This is a genomic window from Gammaproteobacteria bacterium, from assembly GCA_003696665.1.
Classification (GTDB): domain Bacteria; phylum Pseudomonadota; class Gammaproteobacteria; order Enterobacterales.
Window position 1 is genome coordinate 24,801 of sequence record RFGJ01000266.1, and the last position, 16,268, is coordinate 41,068.

A 16,268-nucleotide genomic window follows, 5' to 3' on the forward strand; every position below is an offset into this window, starting at 1 on the left:
ATAAATTACCCAACCAGCTTTCACAAACCAGTGTGGCAAAATAGTTAATGAGCTACCTTCAAAGATTAATACGCGATAGGTGTTCCAGGAGCAAAGTTCGCAAACGCATAAACGAAACGGTTAGCGGTGCTAGCAGCAATAGCACGCACGCGCCAATGAGTTGCATCAGGGGGAATGGGCAGAATGTGCATCTTGCTGCTTGAGGTTGAAATACGGAAGCCCTCATCGTTTGCAGTAAATGCTACCGTAGAGTCACCAAAACGTACTTGATGCTGAGACGTAATAGCGTAACAAATGAGGTGAGTAGCATCCTCTGGTAGCGTGAAAACGGCGGTGTTACCAACGGTTGCTTGAGTAATGGAAGTGGTGTCAGTTAGACTTTTGATGCCCGCACGGATGCGGTTGTTTGCTGAGTATGACATAAACTATTTTGCCACCTTGGCATGTGAAAGAACTATGGTGCGTTGTGTGGAATGATATTTCCTAGCTGCTGTCGCTGCTGGGCACATGTTCTACATCCTGCGGTAAAGGTTGTGTGAGTTGCACCGTGCCCGTGGTCGTAGCTGGTGTGGTAGCGTCTGCCTACCGCCTCCCCTAACCTTCGCACGTAGTTCATGAATGTAATGGCGTTGTCACCCATTTGAGCGCGGTCGGTAGGGTTACGTCTGAACCCATCGTACCCAAGGAACACAGCAGCGTGAAGGTCTTCAAGTGTACGAAACCCGCGACGGGCAAACGGCGGGTCACTCAGGTACGCACGCACAGGCCCGCGTAACTGCTCTTCAATGCTCATACGTGGAATACTTTCATACGTCCAAGCTGGGTTCCACCCTGGCGAACGACGAAAGGTTTCAATAGTACTGGGCAAGAACTGAATAAGACCCCTTGCCCCTGAACTCGTATTGGTTCGGTGGGGTATCCAGCCGCTTTCAAATTGGATGATGTCGGCTAACCATTGAGCGGGAATGTTTAGCGAGTCTGAGACTTCCGCAAGCGCTCTTGCAGCGCGCGGATTATCACGAAGGACACCGTAACCATAATTGTGTGTTGGGTTGTTGCGTTGAGGATAGTCGGCTCGGTGGATGCTGGCTCTTGCTGCTGGCATAGGCTGTGAGGGTGTGACAAAGTTACCGCTACCAAAACCTAACCTACGGTTGAGGTCAGCAATGATAGCCTGAGAGTTGGTCATAGAAGGCATGAGCGCTTGACCACCGATGAGCGTTGTGGCTGGGTTGTTAGCCCCCATTGTACGCTGAGTGGGCGGCGCGCCTACGCCTTGGTTCTGGTTGAAGTTGTATGTGCTGAGTGCTTGGGTACGAGTGCGTAGGTAAGCAATAGGGTCAACACTGTTACCACCATTAAAGTCTCTGGCACCCTCACGACGTACGGTGAAGTGCAAGTGAGGGTTGTTACCACGGCTTACGTCACCTTCCGGTTTGCGGTTGTTGCGCCAGTGTTGGCTAGATGGCAGTGTGCCTATCTGCTGTCCTGGTACAACTCGCTGTCCTTCCTGTACGTTAGAACCCCACAGGTGTCCGTACTCTTCAATGTACCCATCATCGGTCATCACCTGAATGCGTCCACCGTAACCACCGACCCCACCAATTTGGGCGGAGATAACCGTACCAGGAGACAAAGCGGTGATACCCACAGCACGGTTTTGAGATGCACCCGTGAAGGCAAGGTCAATGCCGTTATGAATGTGCGTGTCACGGTTCGCACCGTACTCAGACGTAATGACAACACCTCCGTCCCTTTGCTGTCGAATAGGAACGAGTATGTCATTTATGCGGTGGAGTGGGGCTACAGGTAGCGGAGCGACGTTCCCACTTTGCGACGCTCCACCACTAAAATTTGGCGTAGCCTGCTGCATCATGGACGCTTGTTCCGCTGCACGTTGCGCCCGCTGTTCTATAAGTTGTTGTGCCCGTATGCGTAGACTTCGCAGTGTGGGTGTAACTTCAGCTCGGTTGTTGGGGTTAATGCCGCGTGCTTGTAGGTTTGCTACAGCGTTGTTGTATTGTTGCAACTCTAGACGGTACTGCTCTTGTATGCTTTGAAACTCTGCTTGGCTAACCTGTGGCGGTGCTTGCACGTAAGTACCGTCAGGTAAAACAAACGCTTGTAAACCCGTAACCGTTCCGGTAAAGTCAGTGATATTGACTGCACGGGCGCGAACCGTTGCGTCTTCAACAGTACGATACCCCTTTGCCTGAATTTCAGTATATAGCTCTCTAAGCCGCACTTGGCGGTTTTCGATATCGGCGATGTCTGACAACGTAGTTCGCAGTTGGGCGGCTAGGGCGCGCTGTTCTGCTGTGACACCAGCACCGCCAGCATCCACCAACGCCAAGAAACTCTGCGCCTGTGCTGGGTTGTTGACGAGAGTGTGTACCTGTTCAGCAAACAAAGCAGCGGCACTGTCAGGGTCGTTAAGCAGCTCAGTAATAATTTGCTGCTCACCAATTTGCTGTAGAGATTGAGTCGTCTGCTGTAGGTTGAGTTGCTGGTTAGCAACCTCACCAGGAGAAGGCGCGAACATAGTAGCAACGCTGAGGTCAATACCCCGCCGTATTGCCCACTCAGCACGACGCTGCTGGAAGCCCATTTCGTTCCCACCCAGTTCGCTCATCCACTGCGGGTACAGTTGAGCAAGTTCTTGAATGCCGGAAAGGTTGTGCATAGACTCAGCAAAAGCATCTTCACGTCCTTGCAGTCGTGTAGCAACCTCATTGATAAGTGGGTTCAGCGCTTCCATCTTTTCCAGCGGTGACATATTGCCACCAGTGGAAGGGTCTAGAAGAGTTTGAAGAATAAAGGAAGCGGTTTGTTGGGCTTCGCCTGGGGTTCTTGCCTGTGCCAATGTGGCAAAATAGCTAGACATATCCACACGCAAAAGGTTGGCAGCTTGGGAGCTTTGTGCCGTCCTCATGCGTTCTGCGGTCGTTAAAAGTGCGTCGGCTTGGCGCTGACGTACTGCACCAATTTCCTCGAACGTGCGGGTTCTAAGGGTCTGAGCAACGTCAAAGGGCAAACCCTCTTTCACTGCCTCAGCTAGAATGCGGTCGGCTTCCATCTGTGCTTCTTCGGGGGAAACCTTGTCGGCTTCTTCCGCTGCCCTCATTAGGAAGTCCGCTGTGTAGTCTTGTAGGACGACGCTAGTTGACATCTCTAGCTGTGCGATGCGTTGTTGCTCTATTGCGTCCGCCCTTTCCTTTTCCGCTTTGCGTTTTGCTTCTTGCTGTTGTTGCACAAACGATAGCGTTTCGGTGACGGCTTTAGCCAAACCACCGAGTTCTTGCCCAAAGCTGCTGTGCCCACGCTTACTAAGCTCCACAGATTTTTGTTGACTGGCGGCGGTGACAAGTTCCGTCTGCGCCTGTTGTACCCTCTGCACGTCCTCAAATACTTGAGCGTACTTCTGTTGGGTAACGTCTTGAATTTCTGGGGTAGTAACGGGTTGGGGTGCAGCGGGGGCGGCGATGCCAGGGGCGTTGATGCCGACTATCTGAATAGCGCGTGAGCGCCGGGGTGGGGGTGCTGCTCCGTTAACCATAAGTATTTCCTGTTACGTCTACGTAACGGTAGTAAGGTCTGTTGATAATGCCTTGTCGTCCTACCTCTGCCATGCCCAAACCTTTCATAGTTAACTGGGTAGAGAGCAGTCCACCGCGAACGGCGTTTGTAGTTTGACTAACGTTTTGAGAAGGAATAGCGACACCGGGTTGTGACGGTGTGCGGTTAAATAGACCAGCTTGGTACGCTTGCATACCAATACCCGCTCCTGCGGAAAGGTAACTAAGGAACCCTGGTCTTTGAATTTGTTTCTGCTGGACAGACATAGCCAACTGGTTAGTCTTCTCAGCGGCAACCTGTGAAATGTAGCTTGCGTCCTGAGCGGCCGCGCCACTAAAGCGTTGTGCCCTAATAGCTAACTGGTTGCGCCGGACGGTGCGTTGCAGGTTGCGATAAGCGAACGGGGTACTCGCTGCGGTAGAGCGTTCCTGAGCGCTGATGTTGCTCTCCATCCCGTCTAAAGAAATTTGCCCCAGTTCGTTGTTAATGCGGCGGGTGTCTTCCATAGCGCGTGTGGCTAGGGTTGCCTGCGCCTCATTAGTGCGTACGCCTTCCTCGATGCGCTGTTGCATTGCTGAGATGCCCTGCGCTTCCTTCTCGTCATTAGCGAGGGCGGATAGAGAACCAGGCTCACCTGTGCCCGACATCACCGCTGACATCTGGCGCATCGTTTGGTTAGCCTGACCCGTGCGTGCGAGAAGCTCGGACTCCTCCAACTGGTTGGCGTTTGCTACTGCCGCCTCTGTCCTAATGCCAGAAATTTGCGACAGCATTTCGGCGTTCATCTGTGCAATGTTCGTACGCAGTCCCGCTTTTTCCATGCGGGCTTGCGTCGCTGCCATCTGTGCTTGAAGTGCTTGAGACTGGATGTCCTGCTTAGCTTGGTCGCGTTGAGCCAGCAGAACCATTTGTTCCTGTGTTGCTTGTACCTTCGACCATTGCTTAGCGAACTCTCGGTTCTCTTTCGCCAAAGCTAGTCGGTCATTAGACAGAAGTGTTTGGTCTGCTAATGACTGACTCTGTAGCTTGGCTTGTCTGTTCTGAGCGCTAATACTCGAAACGGCTGAAGCGGCACTGATAGCAACACCAATTGCTGCAAGTGCTACCATAACTTTTTTGCCACCTTGGTATGTGTTAGTCGGTGTTGTTGTTAATGCCTTTCCCTCTCTTAGTAGAACTTCTTAACTCGTAGCCTACCAGTCTAAACGAGCCTACGTCCATACTGTAGTTCCAGACCTGCAAGTTGTAGCCGCTGCCAATGATAGGTACGGCGAGTCTCGCATACTCTTGGTTCTGTAGTACCGGGCTGTCGATGTCTAAGCTGCTGTAGTCCCACGTAAGAGTGTCAGCGCCATAAACGTCGGCATCGTAGTATCCAGTATTCTCATCAGAGAAGGAAAGGATAAGGTCAAACTGCTGGCGGTTCAGGGGGTTTCCTACTTGAGTGAAAGGCAAGTCACCCTTGTTTTGTCGTGTAACACGACGGTCGTTGTTGTGGTTATAATATCCCATGTAGGTAGACACACGTTTCTTATAACCAATGCCTTGCCGATACCAATGAGGAGATGCATACCAGGTGGGAAAAGTCACAAGAATTTCCAGCTTATTCTCATACCCATCAAGTGGGATAAGATAGCCGTTATCCGCCGCACCAACGATAGTATAGTCTACAAACTTCTCGTCCACCTTTAGAGCGTAGGGAAGTTGGAACGTGCCGTCTTCTCGCGTACGACCATACAGGATAAGAACTTGGTTGTTCTCAAAGTACGTGTCTGTTAGTACGAGTGTGTTGTGCGGTGTCTTGTAGTAGTGGACGTTAGGTTGGAGTGGAGAAATTGTGTTTAGGTCTGGGAAGGAAAGTGTGTCAGCGGTGAATGGGTACACTGCAACGTCTTGCACATCCGACACCGGACACATACGGAAGCCACCACCGAAACTGCGGTTGTTTGGAGTACGCGATGGCAAAATAAGGCTACGTGTTCTATCACAAAACAACTCCGTTTCCTGCACATTGGCAGTGTATCGAAGCGCGGGTGTGGTAGCCGTCGCGTGACTACCTACAACGGTAGCCCCACTGCCGTAGATATAAACGTCAGCGTGCTGCTGCTCGAAGCCCCATTCGCACAGACAGTAAAGCTGACGGCTGGGGTCAATGAATGTTGTGGCGCACGGGTCGCCAAAGTAGGACGTAGCAAACATAACGGTAGTCAGGCTGTCGTCACGACGCACAGCACAACCGCCCATGTTATCAAAATGTTCACCATCCAAACCACTCCACTTCACCCATGCTTGGTGGAGAGTGGACATAACGTAAAGGTGGTCGGGGGTTTGATAGCGGAGGTTAGCGGGTAGCGGGCTACCACTGCCCTCCTTCTCTGCTGCGAACCAGTCTAAACCGTGGTTGCCCAAACTGGCAAACAATAATTGCTGCTGCTGTGAGTACGCCAACCACCCGTGTTCTGTGCCCAGCTTCTCAAACACAGGTGAGATGTTTTCACTAATGCTGATAGCCTGATAGTCAAACTCGTCGCGGGTAGGCTGAATGACAAACACACCGGACGAACCCATGAATGCAATGGTGCCGTCTAGCTCAGCTACACAACGACTGTTACCAGCTCCGTTGTTACTTACTAAACGAACGTTTGCGCCGTTCTCGCCTAGAGTCATACGAAACAGACGGTCACGGGTAAAAATGAACAGGCTACCCTGGAACTCCCGAACCGCTGTGATGTAGTCATCATTACTGGTTGGCAAAATAAAGTCAAACGCGCCGGCGGCACCGAGTTCAGATAGCGCAAGTTGGAAGTCGTTATAGTACAAACCGACAACGGACGTGTCGCCTACTGCGCTTACCGCCACACGCAACGGGTCATCCTTCCAACCCGCTAACACAATGCGCCCCTGCCAGATAGTAGACACAGACGGGTGTGACTGTGCTTTGCCGTAGTCTGAGAAGTTGGAAATGCCAAACGTTACCCAAGCACCGCCTTCTACCAGATAATTTACAACCTCATTAGCAGTACCAAAATATGCACCCGCACCGCCGTTGCGAGGGGCGCAGATAATGTATTGGCTCTCGCCGCTGACATCTGCTAGGGAGTTAGCATCGAGGGTGATGGTGTTGCCTGTGTTAACTACTGTGTAGTCCTGCGTTCGACGGTAGTACGAACGAGACACAACACCAGCACTAGCGTCTTGCCACTTTATCCAAGATGGTCGGGCAGCCGATACTCCAGAGATTTCGTAGACTCCGAGTTCATTAGCTGCAAAGCTGGTAACTCCACCTCGGAAGGGGAGGGTATAGCCACGGGAAAACAGAAGTGTCCTTGCGGTGCCTGGAGGTGCCCCAGTAAGGATGAAGTTGGGGCTGCGTGGTACTGAAACTGTGGTGTCTGTGCTTCCATTGCTGAATGTGTAGTTAGCTGCGGTGGTTGGTGGGTTGAGCCAGATGAGAACAGAACCCGGTGACGACGTTGTGTACGGACGAATAGGGTAGCCAGCGGTGGTTAGTGACGTGCTGCTGTTTGTAATGCCAGAGAGCAGCTCCGGTGGCACAGCTACAAGACGGTCGGCTGGTGAGACTGTACCCTGCACACTACGCCCTATAACCTGAGTACCGTCTACCTTGATAGCCTCACACCAATACTGTACGGTAGACCACACCATCAATAAGTTAGAGCCAAGGTTGCCAGGTAGGTAGAAGTCAATAACAACTACTTCCTTAGTAACCGGGTCGTAGTTACCGATGATGTTTGGGTCGTCGATAGCAATACCGTTGATGTAAAACACAGCGTTACCCAACGGCTGGTCTACTGTTCCGATAATACCTTCGAGGTCTGGAGCGTAAAAAGCTTTTGCCGTTTGTCCGCCTTTGGTCGTGTTGCGTACCTGTGTGTATTCTTTTGTAATAAGTTGGATGGGCGTAGTGTCGCGTTGGGTTAGGATGCAGCGGGTCAGCTTGCCGGGTTCACGAACAACCGTAGCGTCTACGTGTTGGTTACTACGGAACACACCCACACGACCACGGAACGCAATACGCTGTACATCTCCTGTCAGAGGGTACGCGCTATCGGGTAGCCAGTGGACTAGGAGGGTGCCTTGACTTGCTCCTACTAGGACTGGGTATCCTTCGAGTAGGTTAAAGCTGTAGAACTGCCCTGGGTACTGGTTAATGAGGTTCTCATTCTGGATGATAAGCTCGCGCCTGTACCCGCGCCGCTTGCTCATTGTGCCGTCACGCATAATTTCCACATTCAACAGTTCAGGGCTGTTCTCTGGTGGCATAACTAAACGCGACGACACAAGGTCTAACCCGCCCTTCACACTGCTAACAATACCATCCTGGTCTGCTGCTGCTTCGCGGGCTGGTTGTCTATTGCTTTGCATTGCTATCTCCTGCGGTTGTAGAACGAGAAACCACGTTGGTTGCCCGTTGCTCTGTGGCGGTCACGCAGTGTTTGTGCCTCGCTTTCCCACAGCATAGTAAAGCTGTTAGCCAAAGAAGTATCTTCTAGGTGGTTGCGCGCGTACTCTGCGGACGCGAGTTTTTGAATGAGCGGAATAAAAAAGTCAGGACAGGTGAACACACCGTTATCGTTTACAGGAATTTGCAGGAAACGAATGATGTCAAACTCGATAGCGTTCTGTCCGATAGTATCGATGGGGTACGGGTTAAACTGAAAACGGTTCCAGCCTACCGTTGTGTAACGGCTGGGGTAAGTTCCAACAGATAACGTGCTGTCAAATGACTGGTTGTGTGCTAGTGCTAGGAACTCAGGAGTCTGCATAAAAGGAATGGCGATGCGCCGAGACGCACCGCCACCTAAAGGAACGCGCCAGTAGACCCCCTTAATGCGCTGTACGTCAGTGTCTAGTGTGGCAATGCTACCCGCCCAGACATTGGCGTTACGGCTTTCACTTAGGAAGTCCCAGTCGTTTAGTTGACTGGTTCTGTTTAGTGCGTATGTTATGCAAGTTTTGAGTTGCGTCCCCTGTAACCCGTTAAGGTTAGGCAAGGGACGCTCGTTCACACTGAGCAACACATTATTAGCAAGTTCTAATAGTGTCGCCATGTTGTATCACTGGGTAGAGATTAGGATGCAGCCATCTTCACGGTACGGCTTGATGCCGTAAATTTGAGTCGTGACTACCTTTGTGGCTTGGTAGTCAATGTCTCTATCAGTCTCAACGGAGGGCATTTTGACCATTGCCATTGCCAGAGCATCGGGAGTGGTGAGCATAGCCGTCCACTTACCGACAGGCAGAGAAGCAGGTGCGGTGATGTCAAACTGTGTGGGGTAGTACATGCTACCAGTCATGCCAGGAGACGGGCCTGGAGCGATGTCCTGGTCGCCGTTGCTGAAGTTGTTAGTGCCGTTCACCGTCATGTTATCGGTTACGACCACTGGCACGCCGTAGACTTGACCCACAACACCGCTAAGCATCGGACGGTTGTCAGCATCACCAATAAACTCAGACTGTACAAACTTGGAAGCAGACGCGATAAGGTCAGCGTGCTGCGACGGAGACACAATAAGCACCCGACCTTGGCGGGGGATGCGGCGAATGTCCATGAGTTCAATAGCCGTCAGAATTTCTGCATCACTTAGCGGAGTGCTCACGTTGATGTGGCTAGAACCACCCACGTTGACGTTGACGAAAGCAGCACGCATACCCAGAATAAGGTTGTCAATGTCACGCGCCATTGCATGACCTAGTTCGCGTGTGTACTCTGCACGTAGGTTCACGTTGCTCTGAATTTCCAGAATGTCCTCTATCATGAAGGACGCTTCGCGGTAGGTGTCTACACGCATATCCCACTTACCTTCAGTCACAGCCTGATAGGTAACGGGGGACTTGGGTAGTTTGTTGTTGACACCGAGACGGGAGATTTTAGGCATCCGCACGTAGTCACCAACACCACCATTAAAGGCAATGCGCTTAACGTACTTAGCCAAAATGAGTTGTTCCATGCGGTAACGGAAAATTTCCGTAGACCACATTTCGGGAATAAAAGTTGCGCCCTCTGCGCGACCAAAAATTTGCCCTTGGGGGGTAATGGTGGTGGACATAAAAGTTGTTTCCTATTCTATCGATGTGCAAATATAGCAGGTGGCAAAATAGTTTAACTACTGTGCCACCCTATAGACCCGTCCTAAACTGTATCGTTAATAACCCGCTGTTCTCTAAATGCGGCTTCAATGAGTGGCAGGTTCTTTTGGTAGTCCGCAGGGGACATCTCAAGAATTTCGCTCAGCTTGAACGTGTTTGCCGCTGCGCCCTGTCCGGTTGCCTGCTTGCCGCCCTGGATAAAACGTACGGTTTCACGCTGCGGTTTTGCCTTACGGGTTTCTTTGACACCACGTTCCTGCTGCACAAGCGCCCACAGTAGCTTAGCGCCTTCGACGTTATCGTACTTCTCTTGCAGTTCAGGAGGCAGCTTGGCGAACCGTTCCGCAACGGCTTCCATGTTTGCTTCATAGCTGTCGTCACCCCAGAACTGGCGTAACTCTTGCTCCTGTTTCTCTACAGCGGTTTGTTGCACGATGGCATCCGCACCGCCCAGGACAGACAAAATTTCATCAATGGAAAGACCAAGGCGCTTCTCCAGTGCTTGGCTTACTTTTTCAATGAAAGCGTCGTCTAACTCACCAGCGTCAGCAGCGGGCTTCTCGCCCTCCGCCTTCTCTTCTGCTTTGGGGGCTTCGGGGTTCAGCGCCTTTCGCAGTTCGTCAAGCTTGGAGATGTCCAGTTTTTCAGTGGGTGTTTCCTCTGCGGCAGGAACATCACCCTCTATTTTGCCACCTTCGACAGGTGCCTCTGTGGTGGTGGGTTCATCGGGCAGCGTTAGCCAGTCGTCATCCCCACCCTTTTCGTTATATTCAAAAATTTGCGGTTGCGTCGTCATAGTTGCTCTTCCATTAGTGACGGGTCAAGTGCTGAAACGTCCACACCAGGAGGTAGCGGTGCGGATGGCATAGATGCGGAAATGCCCTGTACGGTTAGACCAGGGGCGGCAGACTCACGCGCTGCCAGTGCATCCATTAGAGAGGAACCACCGATGTTCTGAATGTCACCTTGCATTTGCGCCATTGCTTCCATCTCTGGGTCGATGGGCATTTCTGGTGCGGCGGCGGGTTCTTCTTTGGGTACTTTGATGTAGCGTTCAACGTCGCGACCGATAAAGCGACGTGTTAGTTCTTTTGCGACTTCAAGCCAGTTGACAATACTGCCCATCTCTGGCACTTGGTTTACAGCCGAAACCCAGTCAGTCATATTGCGTAGCTCGTACTCTCGGTCAGCGACGTGTGAAGCGCCTTTGGGTTGGAAGTAGAAGTTGTGTGAAAGTTGGTCGATACCTACGCGAACGTACCAGATAGTTTCTGGACTGTCACCGGGAATGGGAATAACTTCTTCTTCAATTTGGAACTGTTGACACAGCGAGTAGTAATTAGTCAACAGTCGTTTCAATACCTGTGTTTCAAAATGCGCGTGTACGCCAGACAGACGGTTGCCGCCAGCGTCACGCAGTGCTTGAATTTCTGCTGCTGTCACACGTTCACCGGAACGCCCAGGTGTGTTACCAATGAAGGCACCCGTACTGGTGGTTTGTTCGATGTCCTGGACAAGCAATTGCTCCTCGTTAACCGAGACACCTTGGTAAGTGCGGTCAAAAGGTAACGGTCGAATGGTTTGTCCAATAGCGGAAACGGGAATAAGCTTACCGGGTTCTACGGTAAACGTGTCGGCATCTAGTGTACCGTCGTTGATGAACTCGTACATTGGTGCGAGGGACAATTCACCTGCGTCGAGTCGCTGGTTTTTAATACTCGCCTGCTCTTGCAACGCCCCTCTTATTGGTTCCAATAACCCTATGCCGTATGGCTGGTTAAAGACGGGTGTGTAGGTGCCAAATACAAAGGGACGACCTCCCCAGTAGGGGTTAGTCTCACAGCGTAGGATAGTGTCTCCTGTCCATGTAACAACAACGTCGTGAAGTTCCTTGTCGGGCAGCTCGATGTTACCCCAGAACTCATACACCTCCACTCGCTGAGATGGTGAGATGGTCTGTTCGATACCAGCAAAGATGTCAAGGTTCCGCTTCTCCTCAGAAAATACGTTAAAGCTGCGGTTAACTTTAGCCGTCTTAAGTAGGTCTGGGTCTGCCAGGTCGTAGTAACCATCCTTCACTAAACGTTGCAGCTCCGCACGGGTCATGGTAATGCGCCGCACGAAGTCCGCCTTGTTGGGGTTGCTTGCGTCTGGGTCTAGCCAGAAGTCAAAGATATCCGCAACCTCTAGGTCTGGAGCGTTGAAGATGGTTTTCTCCACCTCTGTTACTTCCACAATGTCTTCATCCATAACACGGGTGATGACATTTTGCTTACGCTTTGCGGTTTCATACCGCCACGGCAGGGCGTACACAGACGTACCCGCAATGCACAACTGACGAATGAAGCTTTCCGTTACTTCGGTAAAGCCGGACTGGTTCAGCTTGGTTTTAATGTAGTACTTCATCACCTTAAGGTAGGTTTGGTAGTCCTCATCGTCAATGTATTCCATTGGTGACAGGTCAAACCAGTCGTCATTTGGGAACGTAGCGCCCATGAGATAAGACACAACGGTTTCAACAGTACGAAATGCTAGACCCGTTTGGATGCGGTGTCGCCAGTCCTTGGTTGTGTCACCCGTCGATACCATTGCTTGTCGCCGCAACCACGATGAAGCTTCTTCAGTGTTCAAATACAGACCCCAGCTTTCAAGCATACGGTCTGTCTTGGGTTTACGTCGGTCTTCAAACTCTTTATGCAGCGTTTGGCACACCTGGAGCAGCGCGTTAACACGTTGGTTAGCTGCTAAGGGTGCGCCGTGGTAGGGCAGGTCAGTAAATAGGAAGTGGTTTTTGTCTAGCTTAGGTAGCTTTTGCATTTAACGGAAACCTCCGTAACGTTTGTTTCTGAATTTCTCTAGGTAGTTCTTTGGCTTGTCCGGTGCTGCGGGTTTCGCTACACTTGCAAGTATTTCAACCACATCCGGGAAGTCGTCTTTAGCGTTTGGTACACCAAACATTTGAAACTGACTTATGATGTGCATCTCACGGGTCAGGGACTCAGCGAACATAACCCGGTTGTCACGAATGAGCGGTTCCAAACCGTTGATAATACGCGCTACCTTCTCACCCCTAGGCTTAACTTCTACAATGCCAATGGGGTGAAACTTAGCAAACGCCATCTTAAACGCACCTGCCAAATGACCGAAGCCGCTCACAGTTTCAAGGTGCAAGCAACGGATACCCCACCTGTCCATGTATTTATACGCGGTAGAGATAAGCATACTGGTGTTGACGCGGGCGCAGAAACCGTCTAAGACACACAGAACGCCCGCCTTAGTCCTTCCACCTATTGCAAAGGCAGTGTAGTCGGCGGTCTGTTGGATAGACACTGCTGGGTCACAGACAGCAAACAGACGTATCCTTTCAGAGGCATCGATACTGTTAAACGTGATGGTTGCGTAGCCGTCACCGTTGTATACTACCTGCTCTTTTCGTATTTTGATGGCATCTAAGTTAAGCGCCAACGGTGCATTCTCTGTAAGCAGAATGGTGTTGAGGTACTGTGACGCAAAGGTTGCAGCCGTAAGCCGCTTCCTTAACTTCATCTCTAGCCTTTTGCTCCACTTCTCATGCCACAGATAACCGCCGGTGTTGTCGTATGTGTTCTTATAGATGTTGCGCTTGTAGATGTGGTATCCAAGTTCTTCAGCGTCGTTTTCTAGCTGCTCATACCAATCATCCATAGCGTAACGTGTGCCTACTACCGTCATATCACCACCCAATAGGGCTTGGTGCTTAGCGTTAGGCGGTAGTTTATCGGCTAACCAGGTGTCAACATACGGAGGGTCTAAGACGCTTTCGAGGTCGCCTACCCACTCCAACAAACGAGTCTTCTTAACACCATCACAGGCGTTGTCTTTGGTAACAACGTCATCCAAACGTATTTTATCAAAGTGGAAACCCGTGCTTCCTTTGCCGATAGAACCCGCCATTAGTGTAGGTTCTTTCATTGTGAACGGACGCACAACCTGTAGTTCCGTTGAGCGCCACACAATTTTCTTGTCCTCGGCTTCTGTCTCTGTCGTGTCGTCAAAGTTGCGCCTATCCCGTACCCGCTTCATTCCCTGCTTTTCCATTGTGGGAATGAGAATACCGTCAATGTGTGGACGCGCATTCCACACATGCTCTTGTAAAAAGTCGTCCTCTAGGTACGTCTTAACCTCACGCACAAACGCATGAGCTAGGGGGAGGGTACTGGTTCCCACAAAAATACGTATGTTTGGGTTGATGTAAATGTCCCACAACGTAAACGCAACGGTCATCAGTGTTGACTTCAGGTGTCCCCGTGGCATTTGCACCATAAGACGCTTCCCGTCTTCTGTTGCAGGGATACCCATCACCCACTTAATAAGTTCATGGTGGCACTCACCAAACGCCTTACGACCACCTTGAAAGTTAATGAGGTCAATGAACTCCCAGAAGTCGTATAGTGCTTTTTTCTTTTGGGAAAGGGTGGGTACTTTTCTAGAACTTCGACTTGTCGCTCTTGTTACTGTTCTCGGCATACACAAACCAATGTGGCAAAAAAGTTTAGTGGGGAGTTGGCAGTCCTCCCCACAGTGGTCTAAGCAATGGGCGGCGTGGAAGTCACCCGTTCGGTGCCCAACGGTGCTTGGTTGGGGTTGTTTACAGCGTAGCTTTCCACGTTAACCGTCACGTTCCAGTAGATAGTCTTGGCGGCGGTGCCGGTGACCAAGAAGTTAACAGCGGGCGTACCCGGTGCGTCTTGCGCTACGGCGGTCACTGCGGTTGCGGCTGCACCCAAAGCGTTGTTCTTAATGCCAAGCAGGGTACCGGCGACATCAGCAACGATGGTCACGTTACCAGCGTTATCTACGGTAGCCGTAACAAAACCTGTGTAGCCTGCGCCCACGTTATCGGTGCTGTTGTAGCTCGTAGCCACAACCCGAAACACGTAAACACCGGCAACCGCTGCGGGCAGAAACATTTGGTGTGCGACGGTGGGGGTGTCCCCAGTTGTCACCAGGTTTACTTTCCGGTACTCAGCGAGTTTTTGGAAAAGGGCATTTACTTTTTCTGCACTTTGGTCTTTTGCGCCCAGTAGACCAAAGTTGTTAAAACCTAAAACCATGTCGGTTGTCCTCTGCCAATGTGGCAAAAAAGTTTATATTAAACAATTGGAGCGCGGCGGTTCATTAACGAACGGCGCTGTTGGTTCCTACGCATAAGGGTTGAACTCTGGTTGGTTGCCCTAATGCGCTGGTTCTCTTGCAGCATCCTTGCCCGCTCGGCTTCACGTTCTGCGTCAGCGGCTTGGGACTCTGCGAGTGCCCGCGCCTCATCCATTTGTGCGGAATAGCGCCCAAAAAGCGTCTGCTGTTCCTGCTGCTGTTGCCGCATGATGCCCAACTGCTGCTCGTTCTGTGCGGTTTGGGCGTTGAGCTGTCGTCTTAATAGCCCAACCTCCTGTTTGCGCGCGCGCATAGCCTTTTTTTCAAGGGCAATGCGCTCACGCTCCATCTTCATAACTTCTCTGGAGGTGTCTTTGGCTTCTTTCGAAGCCTTAACCTTCTTACTCCTGCTGCCCATCGTCGTACTCCTCCAGCTCTAGCGGAGTCTCCGTCTTGCGCGTGTTAATGACTGGCGTTTTTCTGCCAACCTTCGTCGCCGCCCGTCCGTTTCCTTGCTCGGTTGGTTTTGGTTCGCTGTTTTCAACAGGCTTAGCGGGCTTGTTTGTCCTCTTACCAGTGTCATTGTCACGTTCCTTGCGAATTTCACGCATACGTGTGGCAGTAGACGGTTCATTTTTTTTGCCACCTGCCCATTCAGCAAACTGGCTTACGGAGTACCCTGCCCCATTTAGCAAAGCAAGCACACGGTTAAACACCGCGTCCATCTCCTGCCGCCGCCGTCGCTCTAAACGCTCGTCGGTCGTCATCTCGCCTACTGGTCTAACCTCTGCCAACACCGCTTCCAACGACGGGTCGTCAATTGTTTCCAGGATGATGCTTTCGTTCTCGTTCATTACTGTCTTCCCTTAGTCCATCAATTTTATTCTCAAGCCTATCGAGGCGCACTTCAAGGCGTTTCTGCCCCTCTTGTAATAACCGCAGTTCAATTTGCGGTCTTGCCACCCTTTCCTGCAAATTACCAACCGACAGTACTACACCTAGTGCGGTAGACACGGCACTGAGAACAGCAACAACTGTGATAGTTTCCATTGCTTCTTTTAAGTGTCGTAGGTGTAATTGCTCGCTCGGCTCCGCTCACTCGCAATTACTATATATAGGATAACCCTATTTTTTTTGTTGGCACAATTGGTATAACGACACCCTTTCATCGCCGTTTATCGACGGCGAAAATTTGGCGAAAATTTATTGTGAGTTAATTAATATATAATTACACACACACCCCCCCCGTACGCGCACCCACACGCACAGGCACACACACGCACACCCACACGCACCCACACGCGCACACAGGCACCCGCGCACACGGGCACACGCGAGAACGCGAGACAGGGTAGACAGCCAAACTGAGATGGTGTTATGTTGAAAGTGTCCAAACGAACTACTCTCCACAAAAAAATGTACACACTACACGCGCTAAACACGGCTCA

At 51.2% G+C, this 16,268-nt stretch carries 12 protein-coding genes; all 12 read right to left on the minus strand.

Translation table 11 applies throughout. The features are described 5' to 3' along the window. Positions 1-65: 65 nt before the first annotated feature. The gene (locus D6694_07445; GenBank protein ID RMH43020.1) at positions 66-422 is read right to left on the minus strand and encodes a hypothetical protein; all 357 of its coding nucleotides are present in this window, start codon (positions 420-422) and stop codon (positions 66-68) included. Between the two features lie 32 nt (positions 423-454). Next, a complete protein-coding gene (locus D6694_07450; protein RMH43021.1) occupies positions 455-3,556 on the minus strand; it encodes a hypothetical protein in 3,102 nt (1,033 codons plus the stop codon). Then, positions 3,549-4,685: a hypothetical protein gene (locus D6694_07455; protein ID RMH43022.1), complete on the minus strand. Its 1,137-nt coding sequence runs from the start codon at positions 4,683-4,685 to the stop codon at positions 3,549-3,551. Before D6694_07455 ends, D6694_07450 begins: the two co-directional genes overlap by 8 nt. Positions 4,686-4,710: 25 nt before the next feature. After that, complete coding sequence (locus D6694_07460; protein ID RMH43023.1) at positions 4,711-7,962, minus strand: hypothetical protein; 3,252 nt, start codon at positions 7,960-7,962, stop codon at positions 4,711-4,713. Positions 7,963-7,964: 2 nt separating this feature from the next. Continuing rightward, a complete protein-coding gene (locus D6694_07465; GenBank protein RMH43024.1) occupies positions 7,965-8,648 on the minus strand; it encodes a hypothetical protein in 684 nt (227 codons plus the stop codon). Between the two features lie 6 nt (positions 8,649-8,654). Then, positions 8,655-9,647 carry a hypothetical protein gene (locus D6694_07470; GenBank protein RMH43025.1) on the minus strand — a complete coding sequence of 331 codons (993 nt, stop codon included), beginning with the start codon at positions 9,645-9,647 and terminating at the stop codon, positions 8,655-8,657. Between the two features lie 83 nt (positions 9,648-9,730). Beyond that, positions 9,731-10,483 (minus strand): hypothetical protein, encoded by a 753-nt coding sequence (locus D6694_07475; protein RMH43026.1) that lies wholly within the window; start codon positions 10,481-10,483, stop codon positions 9,731-9,733. Next, complete coding sequence (locus D6694_07480; GenBank protein RMH43027.1) at positions 10,480-12,504, minus strand: hypothetical protein; 2,025 nt, start codon at positions 12,502-12,504, stop codon at positions 10,480-10,482. Before D6694_07480 ends, D6694_07475 begins: the two co-directional genes overlap by 4 nt. After that, positions 12,505-14,193 carry a hypothetical protein gene (locus D6694_07485; protein RMH43028.1) on the minus strand — a complete coding sequence of 563 codons (1,689 nt, stop codon included), beginning with the start codon at positions 14,191-14,193 and terminating at the stop codon, positions 12,505-12,507. A 59-nt stretch (positions 14,194-14,252) separates the two neighbouring features. Continuing rightward, entirely contained in the window at positions 14,253-14,780 is a 528-nt protein-coding gene (locus D6694_07490; protein ID RMH43029.1) for a hypothetical protein, read from the minus strand. A 38-nt stretch (positions 14,781-14,818) separates the two neighbouring features. After that, a complete protein-coding gene (locus tag D6694_07495; GenBank protein RMH43030.1) occupies positions 14,819-15,238 on the minus strand; it encodes a hypothetical protein in 420 nt (139 codons plus the stop codon). After that, positions 15,222-15,674 (minus strand): hypothetical protein, encoded by a 453-nt coding sequence (locus D6694_07500; protein RMH43031.1) that lies wholly within the window; start codon positions 15,672-15,674, stop codon positions 15,222-15,224. Before D6694_07500 ends, D6694_07495 begins: the two co-directional genes overlap by 17 nt. Between the last annotated feature and the right edge of the window lie 594 nt (positions 15,675-16,268).

Coding starts and splice junctions, on each gene's coding strand:
- D6694_07445 (RMH43020.1), bottom strand. CDS start 422: ATGTCATACTCAGCAAACAACCGCATCCGTGCGGGCATCAAAAGTCTA.
- D6694_07450 (RMH43021.1), bottom strand. CDS start 3,556: ATGGTTAACGGAGCAGCACCCCCACCCCGGCGCTCACGCGCTATTCAG.
- D6694_07455 (RMH43022.1), bottom strand. CDS start 4,685: ATGGTAGCACTTGCAGCAATTGGTGTTGCTATCAGTGCCGCTTCAGCC.
- D6694_07460 (RMH43023.1), bottom strand. CDS start 7,962: ATGCAAAGCAATAGACAACCAGCCCGCGAAGCAGCAGCAGACCAGGAT.
- D6694_07465 (RMH43024.1), bottom strand. CDS start 8,648: ATGGCGACACTATTAGAACTTGCTAATAATGTGTTGCTCAGTGTGAAC.
- D6694_07470 (RMH43025.1), bottom strand. CDS start 9,647: ATGTCCACCACCATTACCCCCCAAGGGCAAATTTTTGGTCGCGCAGAG.
- D6694_07475 (RMH43026.1), bottom strand. CDS start 10,483: ATGACGACGCAACCGCAAATTTTTGAATATAACGAAAAGGGTGGGGAT.
- D6694_07480 (RMH43027.1), bottom strand. CDS start 12,504: ATGCAAAAGCTACCTAAGCTAGACAAAAACCACTTCCTATTTACTGAC.
- D6694_07485 (RMH43028.1), bottom strand. CDS start 14,193: ATGCCGAGAACAGTAACAAGAGCGACAAGTCGAAGTTCTAGAAAAGTA.
- D6694_07490 (RMH43029.1), bottom strand. CDS start 14,780: ATGGTTTTAGGTTTTAACAACTTTGGTCTACTGGGCGCAAAAGACCAA.
- D6694_07495 (RMH43030.1), bottom strand. CDS start 15,238: ATGGGCAGCAGGAGTAAGAAGGTTAAGGCTTCGAAAGAAGCCAAAGAC.
- D6694_07500 (RMH43031.1), bottom strand. CDS start 15,674: ATGAACGAGAACGAAAGCATCATCCTGGAAACAATTGACGACCCGTCG.